The organism is Streptomyces sp. NPDC039465, from assembly GCF_055639315.1.
Map to the genome: position 1 here is coordinate 791636 of NZ_JBVKAP010000003.1, position 20549 is coordinate 812184.

The 20549-nt window shown below is 70.7% G+C and carries 22 protein-coding genes; 9 read left to right on the forward strand and 13 right to left on the reverse strand.

Annotated elements, in window-relative coordinates; translation table 11 throughout:
• Positions 1-54 precede the first annotated feature (54 nt).
• Positions 55-309, forward strand: coding sequence for a WhiB family transcriptional regulator (locus tag ACZ7LT_RS13995; RefSeq protein ID WP_471236244.1), 255 nt, complete (start codon positions 55-57; stop codon positions 307-309).
• A gap of 33 nt (positions 310-342) precedes the next feature.
• Here ACZ7LT_RS13995 and ACZ7LT_RS14000 read toward each other — a convergent pair whose 3' ends face one another.
• The 8 genes from ACZ7LT_RS14000 to ssgD form a co-directional block, all read right to left on the reverse strand.
• On the reverse strand, positions 343-936 hold the full coding sequence (locus ACZ7LT_RS14000) for a hypothetical protein (RefSeq protein WP_471236246.1): 594 nt from the start codon (positions 934-936) through the stop codon (positions 343-345).
• Between the two features lie 26 nt (positions 937-962).
• Entirely contained in the window at positions 963-1589 is a 627-nt protein-coding gene (locus ACZ7LT_RS14005) for a hypothetical protein (protein ID WP_471236247.1), read from the reverse strand.
• Positions 1590-1599: 10 nt separating this feature from the next.
• Entirely contained in the window at positions 1600-2823 is a 1224-nt protein-coding gene (locus ACZ7LT_RS14010) for a hypothetical protein (protein WP_471236249.1), read from the reverse strand.
• Positions 2816-3118, reverse strand: a complete 303-nt coding sequence (locus ACZ7LT_RS14015) for a hypothetical protein (RefSeq protein ID WP_471236250.1) — start codon at positions 3116-3118, stop codon at positions 2816-2818. The genes ACZ7LT_RS14010 and ACZ7LT_RS14015 overlap by 8 nt, the downstream gene beginning before the upstream one ends.
• Positions 3119-3243: 125 nt before the next feature.
• A complete protein-coding gene (locus ACZ7LT_RS14020; protein WP_471236251.1) occupies positions 3244-4215 on the reverse strand; it encodes an acyl-ACP desaturase in 972 nt (323 codons plus the stop codon).
• Positions 4216-4340: 125 nt separating this feature from the next.
• Complete coding sequence (gene ddaH / locus ACZ7LT_RS14025) at positions 4341-5117, reverse strand: dimethylargininase (RefSeq protein WP_471236252.1); 777 nt, start codon at positions 5115-5117, stop codon at positions 4341-4343.
• Between the two features lie 152 nt (positions 5118-5269).
• Complete coding sequence (locus ACZ7LT_RS14030) at positions 5270-6928, reverse strand: ABC-F family ATP-binding cassette domain-containing protein (protein WP_471236253.1); 1659 nt, start codon at positions 6926-6928, stop codon at positions 5270-5272.
• A 335-nt stretch (positions 6929-7263) separates the two neighbouring features.
• A complete protein-coding gene (ssgD, locus tag ACZ7LT_RS14035; protein ID WP_471236254.1) occupies positions 7264-7680 on the reverse strand; it encodes a spore wall synthesis regulator SsgD in 417 nt (138 codons plus the stop codon).
• 222 nt (positions 7681-7902) lie between these two features.
• On the opposite strand from ssgD, the gene ACZ7LT_RS14040 reads away from it, so the two are divergent.
• Entirely contained in the window at positions 7903-9102 is a 1200-nt protein-coding gene (locus ACZ7LT_RS14040; protein WP_471236255.1) for a WD40/YVTN/BNR-like repeat-containing protein, read from the forward strand.
• 39 nt (positions 9103-9141) lie between these two features.
• On the opposite strand, the gene ACZ7LT_RS14045 is transcribed toward ACZ7LT_RS14040, so the two are convergent.
• A complete protein-coding gene (locus ACZ7LT_RS14045; RefSeq protein WP_471236256.1) occupies positions 9142-9441 on the reverse strand; it encodes a YciI family protein in 300 nt (99 codons plus the stop codon).
• A gap of 163 nt (positions 9442-9604) precedes the next feature.
• Between ACZ7LT_RS14045 and ACZ7LT_RS14050 the strand changes: the two genes are divergently transcribed.
• The gene (locus tag ACZ7LT_RS14050) at positions 9605-10312 is read left to right on the forward strand and encodes an endonuclease V (RefSeq protein WP_471236257.1); all 708 of its coding nucleotides are present in this window, start codon (positions 9605-9607) and stop codon (positions 10310-10312) included.
• Positions 10313-10341: 29 nt separating this feature from the next.
• Positions 10342-10719, forward strand: coding sequence for a VOC family protein (locus ACZ7LT_RS14055; RefSeq protein ID WP_471236258.1), 378 nt, complete (start codon positions 10342-10344; stop codon positions 10717-10719).
• A 99-nt stretch (positions 10720-10818) separates the two neighbouring features.
• Here ACZ7LT_RS14055 and ACZ7LT_RS14060 read toward each other — a convergent pair whose 3' ends face one another.
• Positions 10819-11997, reverse strand: a complete 1179-nt coding sequence (locus ACZ7LT_RS14060) for a saccharopine dehydrogenase family protein (protein ID WP_471236259.1) — start codon at positions 11995-11997, stop codon at positions 10819-10821.
• Between the two features lie 96 nt (positions 11998-12093).
• Complete coding sequence (locus ACZ7LT_RS14065; protein ID WP_471236260.1) at positions 12094-12453, reverse strand: mycothiol transferase; 360 nt, start codon at positions 12451-12453, stop codon at positions 12094-12096.
• Positions 12454-12602: 149 nt separating this feature from the next.
• On the opposite strand from ACZ7LT_RS14065, the gene ACZ7LT_RS14070 reads away from it, so the two are divergent.
• Genes ACZ7LT_RS14070 through ACZ7LT_RS14085 form a run of 4 tightly spaced genes read left to right on the forward strand, consistent with a single transcriptional unit; the run spans position 12603 to position 18367 of the window.
• Positions 12603-13754 (forward strand): CaiB/BaiF CoA transferase family protein, encoded by a 1152-nt coding sequence (locus tag ACZ7LT_RS14070; protein WP_471236261.1) that lies wholly within the window; start codon positions 12603-12605, stop codon positions 13752-13754.
• Entirely contained in the window at positions 13754-14896 is a 1143-nt protein-coding gene (locus ACZ7LT_RS14075; RefSeq protein WP_471236262.1) for an acyl-CoA dehydrogenase family protein, read from the forward strand. Before ACZ7LT_RS14070 ends, ACZ7LT_RS14075 begins: the two co-directional genes overlap by 1 nt.
• A gap of 33 nt (positions 14897-14929) precedes the next feature.
• Complete coding sequence (locus ACZ7LT_RS14080) at positions 14930-16144, forward strand: acetyl-CoA C-acetyltransferase (protein WP_471236263.1); 1215 nt, start codon at positions 14930-14932, stop codon at positions 16142-16144.
• Positions 16145-16183: 39 nt separating this feature from the next.
• The gene (locus tag ACZ7LT_RS14085) at positions 16184-18367 is read left to right on the forward strand and encodes a 3-hydroxyacyl-CoA dehydrogenase NAD-binding domain-containing protein (RefSeq protein ID WP_471236264.1); all 2184 of its coding nucleotides are present in this window, start codon (positions 16184-16186) and stop codon (positions 18365-18367) included.
• 137 nt (positions 18368-18504) lie between these two features.
• Here the strand turns inward: ACZ7LT_RS14085 and ACZ7LT_RS14090 are convergent, their stop codons facing one another.
• Positions 18505-19278, reverse strand: a complete 774-nt coding sequence (locus ACZ7LT_RS14090) for a MerR family transcriptional regulator (RefSeq protein ID WP_471236265.1) — start codon at positions 19276-19278, stop codon at positions 18505-18507.
• A gap of 126 nt (positions 19279-19404) precedes the next feature.
• Between ACZ7LT_RS14090 and ACZ7LT_RS14095 the strand changes: the two genes are divergently transcribed.
• Positions 19405-19884, forward strand: a complete 480-nt coding sequence (locus ACZ7LT_RS14095; protein WP_471236266.1) for a macro domain-containing protein — start codon at positions 19405-19407, stop codon at positions 19882-19884.
• Here the strand turns inward: ACZ7LT_RS14095 and ACZ7LT_RS14100 are convergent.
• Positions 19859-20482: a TetR/AcrR family transcriptional regulator gene (locus ACZ7LT_RS14100; RefSeq protein WP_471236267.1), complete on the reverse strand. Its 624-nt coding sequence runs from the start codon at positions 20480-20482 to the stop codon at positions 19859-19861. The two genes, ACZ7LT_RS14095 and ACZ7LT_RS14100, sit on opposite strands and share 26 nt — an antisense overlap.
• Positions 20483-20549: the final 67 nt, after the last annotated feature.

Here is a 20549-nt window from a genome sequence, read left to right on the forward strand (position 1 = left end):
GACGTTGATGGTTCGTTGACAGGCCGTTTATGACCACCGGGCAGCGTGTCCGTCATGCAGACCGACACCATGACGATCATCGACCCCGACCTGTCCTGGCAGGAGGACGCGCTGTGCGCACAGGCGGGACCCGAATTCTTCTTCCCCGCGCCCGGCGCGTCCACACGCGAGGCCAAGCAGTTGTGCGGGGCGTGCGAGGGCCGGGTGGCGTGCCTCGAATACGCCCTGGCGCACGACGAGCGCTTCGGGGTGTGGGGCGGCCTCTCGGAGAAGGAGCGGTACCGTCTGCGACGCGACAACGAGGCGTGAGGGCCGCCGCGGCCTGACTGCGGCGCTGCCCTCTCAGAGACTGAGCCGCCGATACCGCCCGCCCTTGGCGAGGCCGGCGCGCTCGGCGAGGGGGGTGGCGGGCGGCAGCGTCCCATCCTGCCCTCCGCCGCGCCCGAGCGACGCCGCCCGCACGACCCGCATCGGATAGTGCCCCCCAACGGGCGAGGCGACCCCACCGCTGTGCACGTCCCCCGCGAACCAGATGACGCCGGGGTGCCGGTTCTTCTTCCGCTCCAGGTCGCAGCGGAGAGGGACGGGATGAACGGCGACCTGCTCGCCTCCGCCGAGGTCGAGTACGACGAGATGGTCGCGGTGTTCCTGGACGGGGACGTGGGTGCAGGGGTAGGCGCGCCAGGGGTAGTGGCGCAGGACGCGGGCGGCGCGGGAGGAGGAGACGAGAGCGGCGCCGGGCAGGAGGGCGACCAGCGGCTCGCCAAGGACGGTGGGCACGGCCCAGCGGACGGCCGTATCCGCATCCACTAAGGCGGGCAGGCCGAAGACCATGAACAGCGTGACCGCGATGCTGCCGTAGAAGCCGACCCTGCGCCGTCTGACGTGGCGGCGGAAGGCCGCCGCGGTCGGCGGATGTTCGAACGCTGTTTTCACCAGCGGTGGATGGGGCGCGGCTGTCGTCACAGCAGCACCTCCAGGAGGCGGCTTGAACGCCGTGGTTCGTCGGACGGCGCGTCCGGATCAACGAAACTGACCGTCTGCCCGATCCCGAGCAGGATGTCGGTGTACGCGTCGGCAAGACTCAGCGCGGTCGTGGTCAGATCGATGACGATCACACGAGGGCCGTGCGGCCGGGCCACGGCGAGGCGGGCCTGGAAGGTCGCCCCAGCGACGACGGGCAGCCCGGCGCTGCGGAGAAGCTCCTCGGAGGGTGGCGGCAGGTGGTACGTGGCCAGCGCGGCCGGTCGGCCGCAGGCAAGGCCGACGAGGTCACGGCTCAGGACCGTACCGAAGCACCCGTTCACCATCGTGAGGGCGCACTGCGCGGCCGCCACCGTCGCCGTGGGCGAACCGGTGTCCACCTCCGAGAGGCACAGAAGCGATACGCACACGCCCCCGTCGTCGCCCTCGTGGGCACCGAAGGCGGCATGCATGACCCCCTGAGCCCCGAGGCGGTCGATCAGGTGCAGAAGCGCCCGCGCCTCGCCCACTCCGGGCGCCTGGGGGTCGCTCACCTTCAACTGCTCCAGACCGCCGAGGTCGAGGTCGGCGAAGCCCGGCGGAAGCCGGAACCAGAAGTCGTCCACGGTGTTCTCCCTAGCGGGTCGTCTGGGCCCATGCGCGGGCGGCGCTACCGAGATTGGGTCCTTCGGAGCCGGCGAGCCGGGCCCCGTCGACGGCGGTAGCCGTGTTCCGTGCCTGCTCGTCGTCGGGGGCGAGCACGCCGGTACCGGACGCGGCGACGCCGGCGCCCGCGATGACGGCGAGCGTGGGTCGCTCGGCACGCGGCCCGGTCCGGCGAACCACCCACTCCGCCAGAGGCTTGGGAGCATCGTTGATGTTCCGCATCGCGGACGTGGAATCGGTGGCGAACGTTCTCACGCCACTCCGTACACCCAGGGAAACGCCGTCCTCGGCAGCAGCGCCCGCGCGGGCGGCCGCCGCCACACCCTTGGCTCCCTGAGCCACCGCGCCCACGCCAGGCAGCGATCCCACGGCGTCACCGGCGAGCGTGACAGCCGCACCCCAGAACTTGCCGTCGAACCGGCCCTCGACCACGCCCCCCTTGAGGGCGGAAAGGATCTTCGGATCCTGTGCGTGCGTCACAAAAGCCGCGAGGCTGAGACCGGCGGCGATGAACAGTGCCGGGATCAGCAGGGGACCGGACGCCAGGGCCGCAACCAGCCCCGCAACCGCAGCCAGCAGGCTCAGGGTGTCGCCGAGGTTCTCGTCCAGCCAGTCGGCGGCCCTGTCGAACCAGCCCGGCTCCACCGGCGCCAGCCGGTCCGTCGCCTCGTCCAGGGACTTCGCCACCCGCTCCGCCTCCGCACGGTGCGTCTCCTCCAGCTCGCGGGCCAGCCGGCGGACGTTCGCCAGCGCCGTCCTCGCCCTCGTCACCGCGTCCGTCGCCGCCGCCAGGTCGGCGGCCGGCAGGTCCGGGGTCGTGCGGGCCGTCGTCGCCGCCGATTCGGCCTTGCGCAGGGCCGCCGACTCGAGGGCCGCGCGGGTCTCGTAGCGGCGTGCCGTCGCCTGGTAGCCGATCAGGTCGTCGTGCCAGGTGCCCAGGCGGGAGGCCGCCTTGGACAGGGAGCGGTGGGCGTTCTTCAGGTAGCGGGGGAGGTCGCCGTCGAGGGCCGCGCGGAAGGCGTCCGCCGCCTCGCCGCGCCAGTACGAGCTCTCGCCGAGGAGCTCGGCGACCAGGCGGTACGCCGTGCCCAGGGACGTCGCCGACGCCGACAGTTTCGCCCGGAGCGCGGCGATCTCCGTGGGGCTGCCGGGGGCCGGGTCCCAGCCCAGATGCGGGTAGGCGGCGTCAGCCACGGGGCGCCACCGCCCGGAACGCCGCCTCCAGGGAGCGGTTCAGCTGGACGTAGCCCTCATGGCTGAGGTGCACGCCCTCGTGGACCGCCTTGATCCGTACGCCCAGCTGCTCGGCGCCGTACTTCCAGCGCTTCTGGAAGCCGTCGCAGGCCTCGTCGAGCCGCCGCGTGCCCAGCTGGTCCGCCCGGGCGTGCTCCAGCGCCCGTCTCGCCGCGCCGAGCGACCTCAAGGATTCCCCGAGCGCACGGGAGAATCGGCCTAACTGTTCGGTGTCCACCTGGAGATCACGATCCATGGCGGACCACCCTTGCAGATCATCGCCAAAGCGGAGAAATGCCGTAACTCTCCCGGGTGGCGCGGGCGCCGGGGGCTGACGCCCCCGCTCCGCAACCGGCCACCGGCAGCGCGACCGCTCCGCCGTCAGCGGCCCCGCGCCTCCATACGCGCCTTGCGCGCCGCCAGCCGCTCGTCGAACTTCCGCGCCTCCGCGTCCAGGCCGCCCATGTACAGCCCCAGCTCCTCCTGCGCCTTCAGACCGTCCGGGCCCAGCCCCTCGATCTCCAGCACCTTCAGGAACCGCAGCACCGGCTGCAGCACGTCGTCGTGGTGGATACGCATGTTGTAGATCTCGCCGATCGCCATCTGCGCGGCCGCCCGCTCGAACCCCGGCATACCGTGACCCGGCATACGGAAGCCCACCACCACATCCCGTACCGCCTGCATCGTCAGGTCCGGGGCCAGCTCGAACGCCGCGCCCAGCAGATTGCGGTAGAAGATCATGTGCAGGTTCTCGTCGAGCGCGATCCGCCCCAGCATCCGGTCGCAGACCGGGTCACCGGAGTGATGGCCGGTGTTGCGGTGCGAGATACGGGTCGCCAGCTCCTGGAAGGCGACGTACGCGATCGAGTGCAGCATCGAGTGCCGGTTGTCCGACTCGAAACCCTCGCTCATGTGCGCCATCCGGAACTGCTCCAGCTTGTCCGGATCCACCGCACGCGACGTGAGCAGGTAGTCACGCATCACGATGCCGTGCTTGCCCTCCTCCGCCGTCCAGCGGTGCACCCAGGTGCCCCAGGCGCCGTCGCGGCCGAAGAGAGTGGCGATCTCGTGGTGGTAGCTGGGGAGATTGTCCTCGGTGAGCAGGTTGACCACCAGCGCGATCCGGCCGATGTCGGTGACCTTGGACTGGCCCAGCTCCCAGGCCTCGCCGTCCTCGAAGAAACCGGGGAAGTTCCGGCCGTCGGACCACGGCACGTACTCGTGCGGCATCCAGTCCTTGTAGATCTTGAGATGGCGGTTGAGTTCTTTCTCGACGACCTCTTCCAGCGCGTACAGCAGCCGGGCGTCGGTCCACGCTTCCGAACTGCCGAGATGGGGAGAGGTGAGCGTCACGGGTACTCCTGGGGACGGGAGGGCATGCAAATTTACCTACGGGGTCGTAGGTTACGAGACCGTAGGTTAAGGGGACCGTAAGGGGTCGGCCAACCCCGTCCTGAACGATGTCCGGTTACGTTCCGTTATGCGTGCAGCTCACGCAGGCGTACGGAGAGACATGTCACGCACCCTTCGAGCTTCTCGAACTCCCCGATGTCGACCAGGACAGGCTCGTACCCCAGACCCGCGAACAACTCCGCCGACCGCGGGGCACTCGCCGCCATCAGCAGCTTCCCACCACCCAGGAGGACCACGTGCGCCCCCGCCTCCTCCGGGACCGGCAGGAAGCGCGGGAACAGCGACGGCCGGTCCACCAGCGGCTCATGGCCCACCACCGTGCCGTCGGGCAGCGCCGTCACCGCCGACTTCAGATGCAGCACCCGGCTCACCGGCACCGCCACCACCCGCGCCCCCAGCGGCTCGAACGCGGCCCGCAGCTGCCGTACACCCTCCCCGTTCGTCCGACCGCCCTGACCCACGTACACCGTCTCGCCGATCTTGAGAACGTCGCCGCCGTCCAGGGTCCCCGGCTCCCGGACCCGGTTCACCGAAGCACCCAGGCCCACCACCGCCGCCTCGACCGCATCCGTCTCCGGACGGCGGGAGAGAGCGCCGGGCCGGGCGATCAGCGCCACATTCCGGAACATCACCACCGCGTCCTCGACGAAGACCGCGTCCGGACAGTCGTCTGCCGGCTCGGCCTCCACCGTCTGCCACCCGTGCTCGCGCAATGTGACCGTGTACGCCTCCCATTGCGCGAGCGCACGCTCCGGATCGACGGGGGAACGCTCGATATGCGTGACCAGCCCCTCCGCGATACGCGGGCCGGGGCGGCGGACAAGGGCGATGGAGCTGGGCATCACGGTCACTCTCCTTCAGGGCGGGGAAGGGCGGGTGCGCCCGGGCGGACCCGTGCTCGTGCTCCGCTCGGACTCGTGCTCCGCTCGTGCTCGTGCTCGTGCTCGCAGAGCCTCCCAGACCCCATGATCCGCCGCACCCCTGCCGCCCGGCATCACTCCACCGCAGACCCCCCGCCGACCTCCCGCCCCTCCCGTACCTCCTCCGGTGTCGTGGCCCGCAGCTCACCATCGAGCAGCAGCCACCGAGTGATCCCCAGGGACTCCAGGAACGGCACATCGTGACTCGCCACGATCAACGCCCCCTCGTACGCCTCCAGAGCCGCCCGCAACTTCCGCACACTCGCCAAGTCCAGGTTGTTCGTCGGCTCGTCCAGCATCAGCAACTGCGGCGCGGGCTCCGCCAGCAGCAACGCCGCCAGCGCGGCACGGAAACGCTCCCCACCCGACAAAGTCCCCGCCGGCTGATCCGCCCGCGCCCCCCTGAACAGGAACCGCGCCAACCGCGCCCTGATCGCGTTGACCGTCGCCTCCGGCGCGAAACGGGCCACGTTCTCCACCACGCTCAGCCCGTCGTCCAGCACATCCAGCCGCTGCGGCAGAAAACGCAGCGGCACATGAGCCACCGCCTCCCCCGACACCGGCTCCAACTCGCCGGCGATCGTCCGCAGCAGCGTCGTCTTGCCCGCACCATTACGCCCCACCAGCGCGATCCGCTCCGGGCCACGCAGCTCCAACTCCGCACGCACCCGCGCCCCGTACCGCAGCTCCAGATCCCGCAGCAACAGCACACCCCGGCCCGGATGCACCGTCGTATACGGCAGCTCCACCCTGATCTCGTCGTCGTCACGCACCGCCTCGACCGCCTCGTCGAGCCGCTCCCGAGCCTCGGCCAGCCGCCCGGCCTGCACCGCGCGGTGCTTCCCGGCCGACACCTGCGCCTCGCCCTTACGGTTGTTCGCCACGATCTTCGGGACGACCTTGTTCTCGAAACTCTTGCGCGCATACCGCTGACGGCGCGCCAACTTCATCTGCGCCTCAGACAGTTCACGTTTCTGCCGCTGTACGTCGGCCTCGGCGACCCGCACCATCCGCTCGGCCGCGTCCTGTTCGGCCGCCAACGCCCGCTCGTACGCCGAGAACGCGCCGCCGTACCATGTCACCTCACCATCGCGCAGATCCGCGATCTGGTCGACCAGCTCAAGCAGTTCACGGTCGTGGCTCACCACGACGAGCACACCGGACCACGACTCCACCGCCGCATACAGCCGCCGACGCGCGTACAAATCAAGGTTGTTGGTCGGCTCGTCCAGCAGCAGCACCTCGGGGCGGGCCAGCAGCAGCGCGGCCAGCCGCAGCAGCACCGACTCGCCGCCCGACAGCTCCCCGATCGTCCGGTCGAGACCCACATGCCCAAGACCGAGCTGGTCGAGCGTGGCCCGTGCCCGCTCCTCCACGTCCCAGTCGTCGCCGACGGCAGTGAAGTTGGCCTCGCTGACATCGCCCGCCTCGATGGCGTGCAGCGCGGCGCGGGTGACGTCGATACCGAGCGCCCGGTCGACCCGCAGGGCCGTGTCCAGGACCAGGTTCTGCGGCAGATACCCGACCTCGCCGGCCGTACGCACCGTGCCCCGGGCCGGGGCCAACTCCCCGCCGATCAGCTTGAGCAGCGTCGACTTGCCGGAGCCGTTGAGCCCGACCAGCCCGGTGCGGCCCGGGCCGACGGCGAGCTTGAAGCCGTCGAACACCTCGGTCCCGTCGGGCCAGGAGAAGGACACATCGGTGCAGGTGATGAAGGTGGGAACGGTAGACATACGGGCCTCCCGGTTGCATAAGAGAAGAAGAAGAGGGCAACGGGTGAGACACCGGGGCGACCGGTCAGGGCGAAGAGGGGCCCGCAGCGTCAAGGACACCGGCCGGGGGCCGGAGCTGCGAGGGACGGCTCGTACGCCGAGGTCGCACGCGGCGCACACAGCGGGCCGAAGACGGCGGGGCTGTGCGGCACGGTGTCTCAGACCTCAGACGAGCAACGTCCTACTCCGATCGACGGCAACAGGGGCGTCGACGACGGTACGCGAGGGAGGAGAGGGAGGCGAGCGAATTAATGCGGAAAGGCCGGGCCGAGGGAGTCAGTCCTGCAAGGCTGGCCTCAGATGGCGTCCCGGAGCAGCTCCGCCAGATCCTCGTCCAGATCCAGGTAGTGGTGCTCGCGCCCCGACGGCACCAGATGCTGCGAACGGCGCAGGAAGCTGCGCACCTCGGACGTACGGATATGGACCATGGCCACACCCTCCGGAGCATGGAACTCCAGCACCGTACGGTCGTACCCGTACGGCCTCACCCGTACGTCCCCGAGCCCGGCCGGCCGGTCCATGCCCGCCGCCAGCAGCTCCCGGGAGAACGCCCAGGACACCTCGACGCCCTCCAGCGTCGCAGGCGGCGGGAACGCCATGCTCACCGCGAACGGGTCCTTACGGTCGTAACGCAGTGTGGCGTGCACGGTCTCCACGCGCGGCGCGGACGCGACCATGCGGGCCTGCACGGCCTGCTCGATGACGGTGGACAAGGCCTTGCTCCTCGCGCGCGGCTTCTGCTGACGTCTCCCTTACACCTGGGAGGACGACGAAATTCGTCGGGGCGTGCACTGTCATATGGCGTGACCTGCGTCACCGCCATCGTTGTCATCCCACCGCGCAACGTCACGTCGCAGCGTGACACCGCACAGTGACATCCCACGGTCACATCGCACCCTGGACGGGACCTGCCCCGTCGGCTAGCTTCCGGCGCCATGACGTCCATGGGGAAGACGAGAAGAACGGTGTCGGTGGGGCTGTGCGGAGCGGCCCTCGTGGCCGCCCTCGCGGCGCCCGCCCAGGCGGACACGGCCGACGTACGCCACACGACCAAGGCGCCGCACACGACCAAGGCACGGCACACGACTGCGGCGGCGGGCATGACCAACGAGCCTGCGGGGGAGTGGCGGGAGCCCGGGCCGGCCGCACAGAACCGCCCGGAGTGGACGCCCTGGAAGCCCACCGCGACCGGCACCGACGCACGGTTCCGCGGGCTCGCCGCCGTCAGCGGCGACAGCGCCTGGGTCGCCGGGTCCAAGGGGACCGTGCTGCGCACCACCGACGGCGGCCGCACCTGGCGGAACGTATCCCCGCCCGGCGCCGCGGAGCTGGAATTCCGGGACATCGAGGCCTTCGACACCCAACGGGCCGTCGTCCTCGCCATCGGCGAAGGCGAGGCATCCCGGGCACTGCGCACCGACGACGGCGGCGCGACCTGGACCGAATCCTTCCGCAACACCGACCCGAAGGCCTTCTACGACTGCATCACCTTCTTCGACCGCAGCAACGGCCTCGCCATGAGCGACCCGGTCGACGGCAAGTACCGCATCCTCGCCACCGGCGACGGCGGAAAATCCTGGAAGGTGCTGCCCAGCGAGGGCATGCCCGACGCCCTGCCCGGCGAGGCGGGCTTCGCCGCGAGCGGCCAGTGCCTGGTCAGCTCCGGCCCCAAGGACGTCTGGCTGGCCACCGGCGGCGGCGCCACCGCCCGCGTCCTGCACTCAGCGGACCGCGGACTCACCTGGACGGCCGCCGACTCCACCATCCCGGCCGGCGACCCGGCACGCGGCGTGTTCGCCCTCGCCTTCCAGGGCCGCGACCGCGGCATCGCCGTCGGCGGCGACTACCGCAAGGACCAACCCTCACCCCGGGCGGGCGCCGTGACCCGGGACGGCGGCCGCACCTGGCAGCAGGCGGCCACCCCGCCGCCCGCCTACCGCTCGGGCGTCGCCTGGCTGCCGCACAGCCGCACCGCGGCCCTCGCCGTCGGCCCCACGGGCACCGACCTCACCCTCGACGCCGGCCGCACCTGGCGCACCGTCGACACCGGCTCGTACGACACCGTCGACTGCACGCCCGACATCGGCTGCTGGGCGGCCGGAGAGAAGGGCCGGGTGGCGCGCCTGGGCTTCTAGCCGCGTGTTTCGAAAGTCCCGTCTGGCTGGGAACACGCCCTAAGCGGGCAGCTGCTGGCGGTAAGGGGCGAGTTCCGGCGCGGTCTTGGTCGCCACGAACTCCGTGATGCGGTACGCGCACACCCCGCCGGTGGTGAAGGGGTCGGCCGCCGCGATCTTCTCGATCTGCGCGCGGTCGTCCCCCACGGCGAGGATCACCCCGCCGTCACGCGGGTTCTTGCGCCCCGAGGCGATGAACACCCCGGCGGCGTACTGCGCGTCCAGCCACTCCACATGCGCGTCGAGGAGCGCGTCGACCCGCTCGACGGGGGCGGTGTAGGTCAATTCCAGTACGAACATGATCGGCAGGCTACCGCCGCCCGGCCGCCGCCCGCGGTCCCGTCCGACTCGCGGACCGTACCCCCACCGCCGCCGGCGACCCGCGCCCCCACCGCTGCCATCGACCCCACCGCCGCCGCACCCCGCCGGCCCGGCCCCGGCTCCCCGTAAGGTGGCCGTCACCATGAAGATCATCGAAACCCCGGCGGGCTGGCCCGCCGACGAGGCCGCCGCACGGGCCGTACAGGACGAACTGCGAGGCAAGGTCGTCCTCGACGAGGCCGGCCCCACCCCCGGGGACGGGTTCGTCACCGGGGTGGACGTGGCGTACGACGACGAGCGGGACGTCGTCGTCGCGGCGGCCGTCGTCCTCGACGCGCGCAGCCTGGAGGTCGTGGAGGAGACCACCGCCGTCGGACGGATCTCCTTCCCGTACGTACCCGGCCTGCTCGCCTTCCGCGAGATACCGACCGTCCTCGCCGCCCTGGAGTCCCTCAACACCGCCCCCGGCCTGGTCGTCTGCGACGGCTACGGGCTCGCCCACCCCCGCCGCTTCGGTCTCGCCAGCCACCTCGGCGTCCTCACCGGCCTGCCCGTCATCGGCGTCGCGAAGAACCCCTTCACCTTCACCTACGAGCCGCCCGGCGAGCGGCGCGGCTCGGCGGCCGCGCTCGTCGCCGACGACAGCCACGGCCGCGAGGTCGTCGGCCGCGCCCTGCGGACCCAGGACGGCGTCAAACCTGTCTTCGTCTCCGTCGGCCACCGCGTCACCCTCGACGCCGCCTGCGCGCACACCCTCCACCTCAGCCCCCGCTACCGCCTCCCCGAGACCACCCGCCATGCCGACGCCCTGTGCCGGCGGGCGCTCAAGGACATCTCCCGGACGCTCTAGGACCACTCCCGGAAAGGACCCCGCATCCCGTGATCGGCAGCTTCCAGTGCGTCGTCCTCGACTGCCCCGACCCCCTGGCCCTCGCCCGCTTCTACCAGGGACTTCTCGGCGGTGACGTGAACCGCCCCGACCCCCAGTGGTCCCTCGACGACGACTGGGCCACCCTCCACACGGGCACCGGCCCCGTGCTGGCCTTCCAGCGCGCCACCGACCACCGCCCGCCCGTCTGGGGCGATCCCACCCGCCCCCAGCAGTCCCATCTCGACATCCGCGTCGACGACCTGGAGCGCGCCCACCGCGACGTACTCGCCCTCGGCGCCACCCTCCTCGACGACGGAGGCGGCACGCGCGCGTGGCGCGTCTACGCCGACCCGGCGGGCCACCCCTTCTGCCTCGTACGGCACTGACCGGCCCCGTACGCCGCTGAGGGCCCGTCGGCACCTGCCGGTACCGACCGGCCCGTACGACGCCCACGGGCCCGTACGACAGTGACGGGCCCGCCCCACCTACCGCGCGTCCGCCACCCGGAACCGGATCCCCGCCGACCGCAGCCGCTCCAGCAGCGCGTCGCCCATCGCCACCGCCGTCGTGACCTGCCCGGACGTCTTCGGCAGCGCGTCGAAGGCGAGCGCGAGCGCCGACTCGGCGAGCATCTTCGCCGTCTCGTCGTACCCCGGATCACCACCCGACACCTCGGTGAACACCCGCCGCCCACCTCCCTCGCCCACCAGCCGCAGCGAGAACCAGCTACGCGCCCGGCGCTCCTCGTCCGGCCCCTGGCCCGGCGCGTAACGCTCCATCAGCCACCGCCGCGCCCACGGAACCTGCGCGAGGACCGCCCCCGCACCCACCACCGCCGCCCCGCCCAGCGCCATCGGCAGCGTCTTCACCGAGGCGTAATGCCGGTAGCGGAAGTCCGGCCCGTACCGCTCCAGCGCCGCCGCCGACCGCGCCACCACCTGCGGATCCAGCGTCGGCAGCGGCAACGCCCACGTACCCGTCTCCACACTGAACCGCGGCCCACCAAGCACCGCCCGCGCCCGCCGCCCCACCAGCCGCGGCTCATACAGCCGCCGCTCGCGCGCCGCCCGCAGCATCTGCCGCCCGCGCCCCATCGCCGTCAGCGCCGAGGCGAACGTACCGCCCGAGAACAACGCCCCCGCCCGCAAGAACCCGTCCACCCGCAACGGCACGTCCTCCGGCAGCTGCTGGACCGTGAAATACACCCCCAGATCGTGCGGCACCGAGTCGAAACCGGCCGCGTGCACCAGCCGGGCACCCGTCTCCCGCGCCAGCGCGTCATACCGTACGTACATCAGATCGACAAACTCGGCCTCACCGGTCAAGTCCACATAATCCGTACCGGCCTCCGCGCAGGCCGCCACCAGACCCTCCCCGTACCAGACGTACGGACCGACCGTCGTCGCCACCACCCGCGCCGAAAGCGCCAGTTCACGCAGCGATCCGGCATCGTCCGCGTCCGCGCACGACAGCGGCAGCTCCGCGCAGTGCGGCCACCGGGCGGCGAGCCGCTCACGCAACGCCTCCAGCTTGGCCCGGCTGCGCCCCGCGAGCGCCCAACGGCACCCCTCCGGGGCGTGCGCGGCCAAGTACCGCGCGGTCAGCTCCCCGACGAACCCGGTCGCCCCGAAGAGCACCACGTCATACGCCCGCCCTGTCTCCATCCAGCCCTCCGCTGCGCCCCGCGGACTCCCCGCCCGCTGTCGTCGGAGGCGGAGCCTAGCGCTCCCACGCCCGGGCCCACGCGGCGGGCGGGGGCCTCACTCGCCGGTGGAGCCGTCCAGACGCTCCCACGGCAGATCGGCGTGCCCGTGGTGCCGCGCGTACCCGCGGTCCACATCGAACCCGGCGACCTCACCGGGCCCCGGACCGGGCCAGAAGGCCCCCACCGCCTCACCCATCAGGGTGTGGGCGAACCAGCTGCGTTCCACCTCCGCCAGATGGCGCACCAGACCCAGCAGCGACAGCCCCGAACGCGGCGCCGCCCGCGCCCTGAGCTGCTCCGCGCTCAGCCCCGCGCACTTCATCGCCGGCGTCGCGCGCCGGAAGTCGAGGACGCCGGTCAGTGTGGCGCGCTCGCCGCCCGTGTGCGGGGGCTCGATTCTGGTGTGATCGTCCATCGGCACATCCCGCCGAAGCGACGGTCACGGCCGCCGGTCAATTTCGGGCCGTGGACCCGCGCTTGCCCGCCACAGGGCTTGTGCGGAGTGGAACGCGTTCCTAGCATCACCGGTGTTACATCAGATGTGTCATACCGCTTGGGGGCTTGATGACGGCACCACCGACCACCTCAGGACCGGGCCCCGGCCCGAGCGGCCCGCTCACCGGCGTACGCGTGATCGAACTCGCCGGCATCGGCCCCGGACCCTTCGCCGCCATGCACCTGGCCGACCTCGGAGCCGACGTCGTACGCATCGACCGCCCCGGCGGCCCCGGCCTCGCCATCGACCCCACCCACGACCTCACCAACCGCAACAAACGCTCCGTACTCATCGACCTCAAAAGCGACATCGGCCCCACCCACCTCCTCGAGCTCGTCGAACGCGCCGACATCCTCATCGAGGGCTACCGCCCCGGCGTCGCCGAACGCCTCGGCGTCGGCCCCGACACCTGCCTCACCCGCAACCCCCGCCTCGTCTACGGACGCATGACCGGCTGGGGCCAGCACGGCCCCCTCGCCCACCGCGCCGGCCACGACATCGCCTACATCGCCCCCACCGGCACCCTCGGCATGATCGGCAAAGACGGCGAACCACCCGCCATCCCCGCCAACCTCCTCGGCGACTACGCCGGCGGCGCCCTATACCTCGTCATCGGCGTCCTCGCCGCCCTCCAGCACGCCCGCACCACCGGCCACGGCCAGACCGTCGACGCCGCCATCGTCGACGGCACCGCCCACCTCACCACCATGATCCACGGCATGCTCGCCGCCGGTGGCTGGCACGACCGCCGCGGCACCAACCTCCTCGACGGCGGCTGCCCCTTCTACGGCACCTACGAAACCGCCGACGGCCACCACATGGCCGTCGGCGCCCTCGAGGAGCAGTTCTACGACGAATTCACCCGCATCCTCGGCATCAACGACCAAGCCCCCGCCCGCAAAGACCTCACCCACTGGGCCCAACTCCGCGACACCATCGCCCAACGCTTCCGCACCAAAACCCGCGACGAATGGACCGCCCTCTTCGAAAACTCCGACGCCTGCGTCGCCCCCGTACTCTCCCTCCGCGAAGCCCCCACCCACCCCCACCTCGCCGCCCGCGCCACCTTCGTCCACCACAGCGGCATCACCCAACCCGCCCCCGCACCCCGCTTCTCCGCCACCCCCGGCACCATCCACCGCGGCCCCGCCCAGCCCGGCGCCGACACCGCCGAGGTCGCCCGCGACTGGGACCTCCCCCACCTCCACCAGGAGCCCTGATGGAACGCCGCCTCTACGACACCGACCACGACGCCTTCCGCGAAACCGTCCGCACCTTCCTCACCAAAGAAGTCCTCCCCCACTACGACCAATGGGAAAAAGACGGCATCGTCTCCCGCGACGCCTGGCTCGCCGCCGGCCGCCAAGGCCTCCTCGGCCTCGCCGTCCCCGAACAATACGGAGGCGGCGGAAACCCCGACTTCCGCTACAGCGCCGTACTCGCCGAAGAATTCACCCGCGCCGGCACACCCGGCCTCGCCCTCGGCCTCCACAACGACATCATCGGCCCCTACCTCACCACCCTCGCCACCGACCAACAAAAACAACGCTGGCTCCCCGGCTTCTGCACCGGCGAAACCATCACCGCCATCGCCATGACCGAACCCGGCGCAGGCTCCGACCTCCAAGCCATCCGCACCACCGCCGAAGACCACGGCGACCACTGGCTCCTCAACGGCTCAAAAACCTTCATCTCCAACGGAATCCTCGCCGACCTCGTCATCGTCGTCGCCAAAACCACCCCCGAAGGCGGCGCACACGGACTCTCCCTCCTCGTCGTCGAACGCGGCATGCCCGGATTCGAACGCGGCCGCAACCTCGACAAAATCGGCCAAAAATCCCAAGACACTGCCGAACTCTTCTTCCACGACGTCCACATCCCCAAAGAAAACCTCCTCGGCGAACTCAACGGCGCCTTCATCCACCTCATGACCAACCTCGCCCAGGAACGCATCGCCATAGCCATGGCCGCCATCACCGCCGCCGAACACCTCCTGGACCTCACCACCCGCTACGTAAAAGAACGCCAAGCCTTCGGCCGCCCACTCGCCAAACACCAGCACATCCGCTTCGAAATAGCGGAAATGGCCACCGAATGCGCCGTCACCCGCACCTTCCTCGACCGCTGCATCGAAGACCACACCCACGGCCAACTCGACGCCGTCCACGCCAGCATGGCCAAATGGTGGGCCACCGAACTCCAAAAACGCGTCACCGACCGCTGCCTCCAACTCCACGGCGGCTACGGCTACATGACCGAATACCCCATCGCCCGCGCCTACACCGACGGCCGAATACAAACCATCTACGGCGGCACGACCGAAATCATGAAAGAAATCATCGGCCGCTCCCTGCTCGGCTGACCCACCAAGCACACCCTCACGAAAGGCACCCCAGTGAGCACCGAAGCGTACGTCTACGACGCGATCCGCACCCCCCGCGGCCGCGGCAAAGCCAACGGCGCCCTCCACGGCACCAAGCCCATCGACCTCGTCGTCGGCCTCATCCACGAAATCCGCCGCCGCTACCCCACCCTCGACCCCGCCGCCATCGATGACATCGTCCTCGGCGTCGTCGGCCCCGTCGGCGACCAAGGCTCCGACATCGCCCGCATCTCCGCCATCGCCGCCGGACTCCCCGACACCGTCGCCGGAGTCCAGGAAAACCGCTTCTGCGCCTCCGGCCTCGAAGCCGTCAACATGGCCGCCATGAAAATCCGCTCCGGCTGGGAAGACCTCGTCCTCGCCGGCGGCGTCGAATCCATGTCCCGCGTCCCCATGGCCTCCGACGGCGGCGCCTGGTTCGCCGACCCCATGACCAACTTCGACACCGGCTTCGTCCCCCAAGGCATCGGCGCCGACCTCATCGCCACCCTCGAAGGCTACTCACGCCGCGACGTCGACGAATACGCCGCACTCTCCCAAGAACGCGCCGCCACCGCCTGGAAAGACGGCCGCTTCGACCGCTCCGTCGTCCCCGTCCGCGACCGCAACGGCCTCACCGTCCTCGACCACGACGAACACATGCGCCCCGGCACCACCGCCGACTCCCTCGCCGCCCTCAAGCCCTCCTTCGCCACCATCGGCGACATGGGCGGCTTCGACGCCGTAGCCCTCCAGAAGTACCACTGGGTCGAAAAAATCGACCACGTCCACCACGCCGGCAACTCCTCCGGCATCGTCGACGGCGCCTCCCTCGTCGCCATCGGCTCCCGCGCCATCGGCGAACGCTACGGACTCACCCCCCGCGCCCGCATCGTCGCCGCCGCCGTCTCCGGCTCCGAACCCACCATCATGCTCACCGGCCCCGCCCCCGCCACCCGCAAAGCCCTCGCCAAGGCCGGACTCACCATCGACGACATCGACCTCGTCGAAATCAACGAAGCCTTCGCCGGCGTCGTCCTCCGCTTCGTCCAGGACATGGGCCTCACCCTCGACAAGGTCAACGTCAACGGCGGCGCCATCGCCATGGGCCACCCCCTCGGCGCCACCGGCGCCATGATCCTCGGCACCCTCATCGACGAACTCGAACGCCAGGACAAGCGCTACGGCCTCGCCACCCTCTGCGTCGGCGGAGGCATGGGCATCGCCACCATCGTCGAGCGCGTCTGACCGCCCGCCCCGTCCCCACCCCCTTACGGAGAAGCAGCAATGACCGCAACGCCCACCAGCACCACCATCCGTTGGGAACAGGACGACACCGGGATCGTCACCCTCGTCCTCGACGACCCCAACCAGTCCGCCAACACCATGAACCAAGCCTTCAAGGACTCCATCGCCGCCGTCGCCGACCGCGCCGAAACCGAGAAGGACACCATCCGCGGCATCATCATCACCTCCGCCAAGAAAACCTTCTTCGCCGGCGGCGACCTCAAAGACATGATCAAACTCCGGCCCGAAGACGCCCAGCTCGCCTTCGACACCGGCACCGCCATCAAGGCCTCCCTGCGCCGCATCGAAACCCTCGGCAAGCCCGTCGTCGCCGCCATCAACGGCGCCGCCCTCGGCGGCGGCTACGAAATCGCCCTCGCCTGCCACCACCGCATCGCCCTCGACACCCCCGGCTCCAAGATCGGCCTGCCCGAGGTCACCCTCGGCCTCCTCCCCGCCGGCGGCGGCGTCACCCGCACCGTACGCCTCATGGGCATCGCCGACGCCCTCCTCAAGGTCCTCCTCCAAGGCACCCAGTACTCCCCCCAACGCGCCCTCGACAACGGCCTCGTCCACGAAGTCGCCACCTCCACCGACGACATGCTCGCCAAGGCCCGCGCCTTCATCGACACCCACCCCGAATCGCAGCAGCCCTGGGACGTCAAGGGCTACAAGATCCCCGGCGGCACCCCCTCCAACCCCCGCTTCGCCGCCAACCTCCCCGCCTTCCCCGCCAACCTCAAGAAGCAACTGGCCGGCGCCCCCTACCCCGCCCCCCGCAACATCCTCGCCTGCGCCGTCGAAGGCTCCCAGGTCGACTTCGACACCGCACTCGTCATCGAGGCCCGCTACTTCACCGAGCTGGTCACCGGCCAGACCGCGAAGAACATGATCCAGGCCTTCTTCTTCGACCTCCAGGCCGTCAACGCCGGCCGCAGCCGCCCCCAGGGCACCGAACCCCGCACCGTCCGCAAGGTCGCCGTCCTCGGCGCCGGCATGATGGGCGCCGGAATCGCCTACTCCTGCGCCAAGGCCGGCATCGACGTCATCCTCAAGGACGTCACCCCCGAAGCCGCCGCCCGCGGCAAGGCCTACTCCGAAAAACTCCTCGCCAAGGCCCTCTCCCGCGGCCGCACCACCGAGGCCAAGCGCGACGAACTCCTCGCCCGCATCACCCCCACCGCCGACATCACCGACCTCGCCGGCTGCGACGCCGTCATCGAAGCCGTCTTCGAGGACACCACCCTCAAGCACCAGGTCTTCCAGGAGATCCAGCACATCGTCGAACCCGACGCGCTGCTCTGCTCCAACACCTCCACCCTGCCCATCACCGGCCTCGCCGAAGGCGTCGCCCGCCCCGCCGACTTCATCGGCCTCCACTTCTTCTCGCCCGTCGACAAGATGCCGCTCGTCGAGATCATCAAGGGCGACCGCACCGGCGACGAGGCCCTCGCCCGCGCCTTCGACCTCGTACGCCAGATCAGGAAGACCCCGATCGTCGTCAACGACTCACGCGGCTTCTTCACCTCACGCGTCATCGGCCAGTTCATCAACGAAGGCGTCGCCATGGTCGGCGAAGGCGCCGACCCCGCCTCCGTCGAACAGGCCGCCGCCCAGGCCGGCTACCCGGCCAAGGTGCTCTCCCTCATGGACGAACTGACCCTGACCCTGCCCCGCAAGATCCGCAACGAGACCCGGCGAGCCGTCGAGGAAGCCGGCGGCACCTGGGTCGGGCACCCCTCGGACGTCGTCATCGACCGCATGGTCGACGAGTTCGGACGCACCGGACGCAGCGGCGGCGGCGGCTTCTACGAGTACGACGAGGACGGGAAGCGCATCCGGCTCTGGCCCGGGCTGCGCGAGCACTTCACCAAGCCCGGCGTCACCATCCCCTTCGAGGACATGAAGGAGCGGATGCTCTTCTCCGAGGCCCTGGACTCCGTCCGCTGCCTGGAGGAGAACGTCCTCATCTCGGTCGCCGACGCCAACATCGGCTCCATCATGGGCATCGGATTCCCCGCCTGGACCGGGGGAGTGCTCCAGTACATCAACGGCTACGAGGGCGGAGTGGCCGGCTTCGTGGCACGAGCGCGGGAACTGGCGACGGAGTACGGGGAGCGGTTCACGCCGCCGGCGCTGTTGGTGGCGAAGGCGGAACGGGGGGAGATCTTCACCGACGACTGACCGCCGGGCGCCTGTGTCTCACGGCTGACCGATGAGCGCTGACCGATGACGGCTGACCGATGTCGGATGTCAGATGACCACATCTGATAGTCGTCGTCCGACCGCTGTCATCGGTCAGCCGCGGACCCTCCTTGGACTCAGGCCGGGTCCTTCCCAGTCTCCGCCCGCTCGCCGCTCGCCGTGCCGAACGCCTCGCGCAGTTCCTCCCGTAGCGACCGCTGGAACGCCGTCACCAGGGCCTGGATCACCATCGGCTGCATGTGTGCCGACAGGGACTTCATCGCCGCCACATGGTCGGGGTCCGACTCCCGCTCGCGGTACGGGTTCCATACCTCGTCGCGGAAGAGCCGTGACAGTTCGTGCGCGGCGGCGCGGGCGTGTTCCAGGAGGACCGTGCGGGAGGCGAGGATCGTCTCGTGGGCGATCGGCACCTCCAGGAGTTCGACGCCGAGCCTGAGCAGGGTGGCGTCGAGCCGGAAGGCCTCGGGGTCGGGGCCGCGGTCGAGGACGCCCATCGCCGCCAGCCGGTCGATGTCCACGTCCGTCAGCGTCCGGCCCGCCCGGCGCTCCAGGTCACCGCGGGTGATCTGCTCCGCGGACTCGGGTGCCCAGGAGGCCACCAGGGCGCGGTGGATGGCCAGATCCTGCGCGCTGAGGTCCGGCGGCAGCTGTTCCAGGTAGCGTTCGATCGCGGCGAGGGTCATGCCCTGATGCTGGAGTTCCTCGATCAGGGCGAGCCGGGACAGATGCTCGGGGCCGTAGTGCCCGACCCGTCGCGGCCCGATCACCGGCGGGGGCAGCAGGCCCCGGGTGCCGTAGAAGCGGACGGTACGCACGGTGACCCCCGCCCGCGCGGCCAGCTCGTCGACGGTGAGCGTCCGCTCCGCCGGCTCGTCGGTCTCGGTCGCCATGTGCTTGCCTCGCCTTCCCGCGGTGCGTCCCTCCGGTGGAACAGTATTGCTGTCTCACCACTGTTGTGAAAGTGCGCCCCGGTCCGGTCCGGATGGCTGTCAGTGGTGGCCCGTACGGTAGTTCGCATGACGGGGATCGAGTACGTACGGGGGGACGCCACCGCGCCGCGCGGCAAAGGCGTCAAGATCATCGCGCATGTATGCAACGACCTCGGGGGCTGGGGCAAGGGCTTCGTGCTCGCCCTCTCCCGGCGCTGGCCGGAGCCCGAGGCCGCCTACCGGCGCTGGCACCGCGACCGCGCCGCCAACGACTTCGGCCTCGGCGCCGTGCAGTGCGTCCAGGTCGGTCCGTATCTGTGGGTGGCCAACATGGTGGGCCAGCGCGGCATGCGGACCGGCAGCAAGGGCGTGCCCGTCCGCTACGAGGCGATCGACACGGCGCTGGCGACCCTCGCCGGCAAGGCGGAGGAGCTCGGCGCGTCGGTCCATATGCCGCGCATCGGCTGCGGGCTGGCCGGGGGGAAGTGGTCGCGGGTGGAGCCGCTGATAGCCCGGCGGCTGGTGGAGCGGGGGATCGCGGTCACGGTGTACGACTTCGGGGACTGAGCGGTCTCGGTGCGGTCCGCTGCTGATCCTTCTCGGGGCTGGCGTGCGGGAGGTCGAGGATGATGTCGGCGGCGCGGGCGATGACCGGGCCGCGGGTACCGGCCGGGTGGTCGGCGGCGAGGAAGTGGCTGCCGATGGCCGTGCAGAACGCGAGCAGGGCGCGCGCCTCGACCTCCTCGGGGTCGGCGCAGAACGTACTGATCGCGTCGCGCGCCAGCTGAATGCGCTGGTTGTCCACGCGGCGCAGGCGGGCGGCGACGGCGGGGTCGCGGCGGGCCCATTCGCGGATGGCCAGGTCGATGGGGAGCAGGCGGTCGCTGGAGAAGGTGAGCTGCCCGGCCAGGCGGACCTTGTCGCGCGGGTCGCCGCACTCCCGCTCGACCCGGTCGACGACGTCGTCGACGCTCTCGCGCTCCCAGGTGTCCAGCATCTCGGTCAGCAGTGCGTCGCGGTCGGCGAAGTAGCCGTAGAAGCCGCCCTTGGTCACCCCCAGCGCCTTGGCGAGCGCCTCGATCCGCACCGCGTCCACACCACCGGCGGCCAGTGCCCGCAGACCCTGCTCGATCCACTGCTCCCGCGGTGTGCGCAGCGCGCCCATCTGTGGCTCACCTCACCCTCTCCGACCTGTTGTACGGAGCCGTACAACGGGTCTAGCCTCACGTTGT

Coding starts and splice junctions, on each gene's coding strand:
- ACZ7LT_RS14085 (WP_471236264.1), top strand. CDS start 16,184: ATGACCGCAACGCCCACCAGCACCACCATCCGTTGGGAACAGGACGAC.
- ACZ7LT_RS14050 (WP_471236257.1), top strand. CDS start 9,605: ATGAAGATCATCGAAACCCCGGCGGGCTGGCCCGCCGACGAGGCCGCC.
- ACZ7LT_RS14040 (WP_471236255.1), top strand. CDS start 7,903: ATGACGTCCATGGGGAAGACGAGAAGAACGGTGTCGGTGGGGCTGTGC.
- ACZ7LT_RS14030 (WP_471236253.1), bottom strand. CDS start 6,928: ATGTCTACCGTTCCCACCTTCATCACCTGCACCGATGTGTCCTTCTCC.
- ACZ7LT_RS13995 (WP_471236244.1), top strand. CDS start 55: ATGCAGACCGACACCATGACGATCATCGACCCCGACCTGTCCTGGCAG.
- ACZ7LT_RS14070 (WP_471236261.1), top strand. CDS start 12,603: ATGACGGCACCACCGACCACCTCAGGACCGGGCCCCGGCCCGAGCGGC.
- ACZ7LT_RS14045 (WP_471236256.1), bottom strand. CDS start 9,441: ATGTTCGTACTGGAATTGACCTACACCGCCCCCGTCGAGCGGGTCGAC.
- ACZ7LT_RS14015 (WP_471236250.1), bottom strand. CDS start 3,118: ATGGATCGTGATCTCCAGGTGGACACCGAACAGTTAGGCCGATTCTCC.
- ACZ7LT_RS14100 (WP_471236267.1), bottom strand. CDS start 20,482: ATGGGCGCGCTGCGCACACCGCGGGAGCAGTGGATCGAGCAGGGTCTG.
- ACZ7LT_RS14095 (WP_471236266.1), top strand. CDS start 19,405: ATGACGGGGATCGAGTACGTACGGGGGGACGCCACCGCGCCGCGCGGC.
- ACZ7LT_RS14075 (WP_471236262.1), top strand. CDS start 13,754: ATGGAACGCCGCCTCTACGACACCGACCACGACGCCTTCCGCGAAACC.
- ACZ7LT_RS14090 (WP_471236265.1), bottom strand. CDS start 19,278: ATGGCGACCGAGACCGACGAGCCGGCGGAGCGGACGCTCACCGTCGAC.
- ddaH (WP_471236252.1), bottom strand. CDS start 5,117: ATGCCCAGCTCCATCGCCCTTGTCCGCCGCCCCGGCCCGCGTATCGCG.
- ACZ7LT_RS14060 (WP_471236259.1), bottom strand. CDS start 11,997: ATGGAGACAGGGCGGGCGTATGACGTGGTGCTCTTCGGGGCGACCGGG.
- ACZ7LT_RS14065 (WP_471236260.1), bottom strand. CDS start 12,453: ATGGACGATCACACCAGAATCGAGCCCCCGCACACGGGCGGCGAGCGC.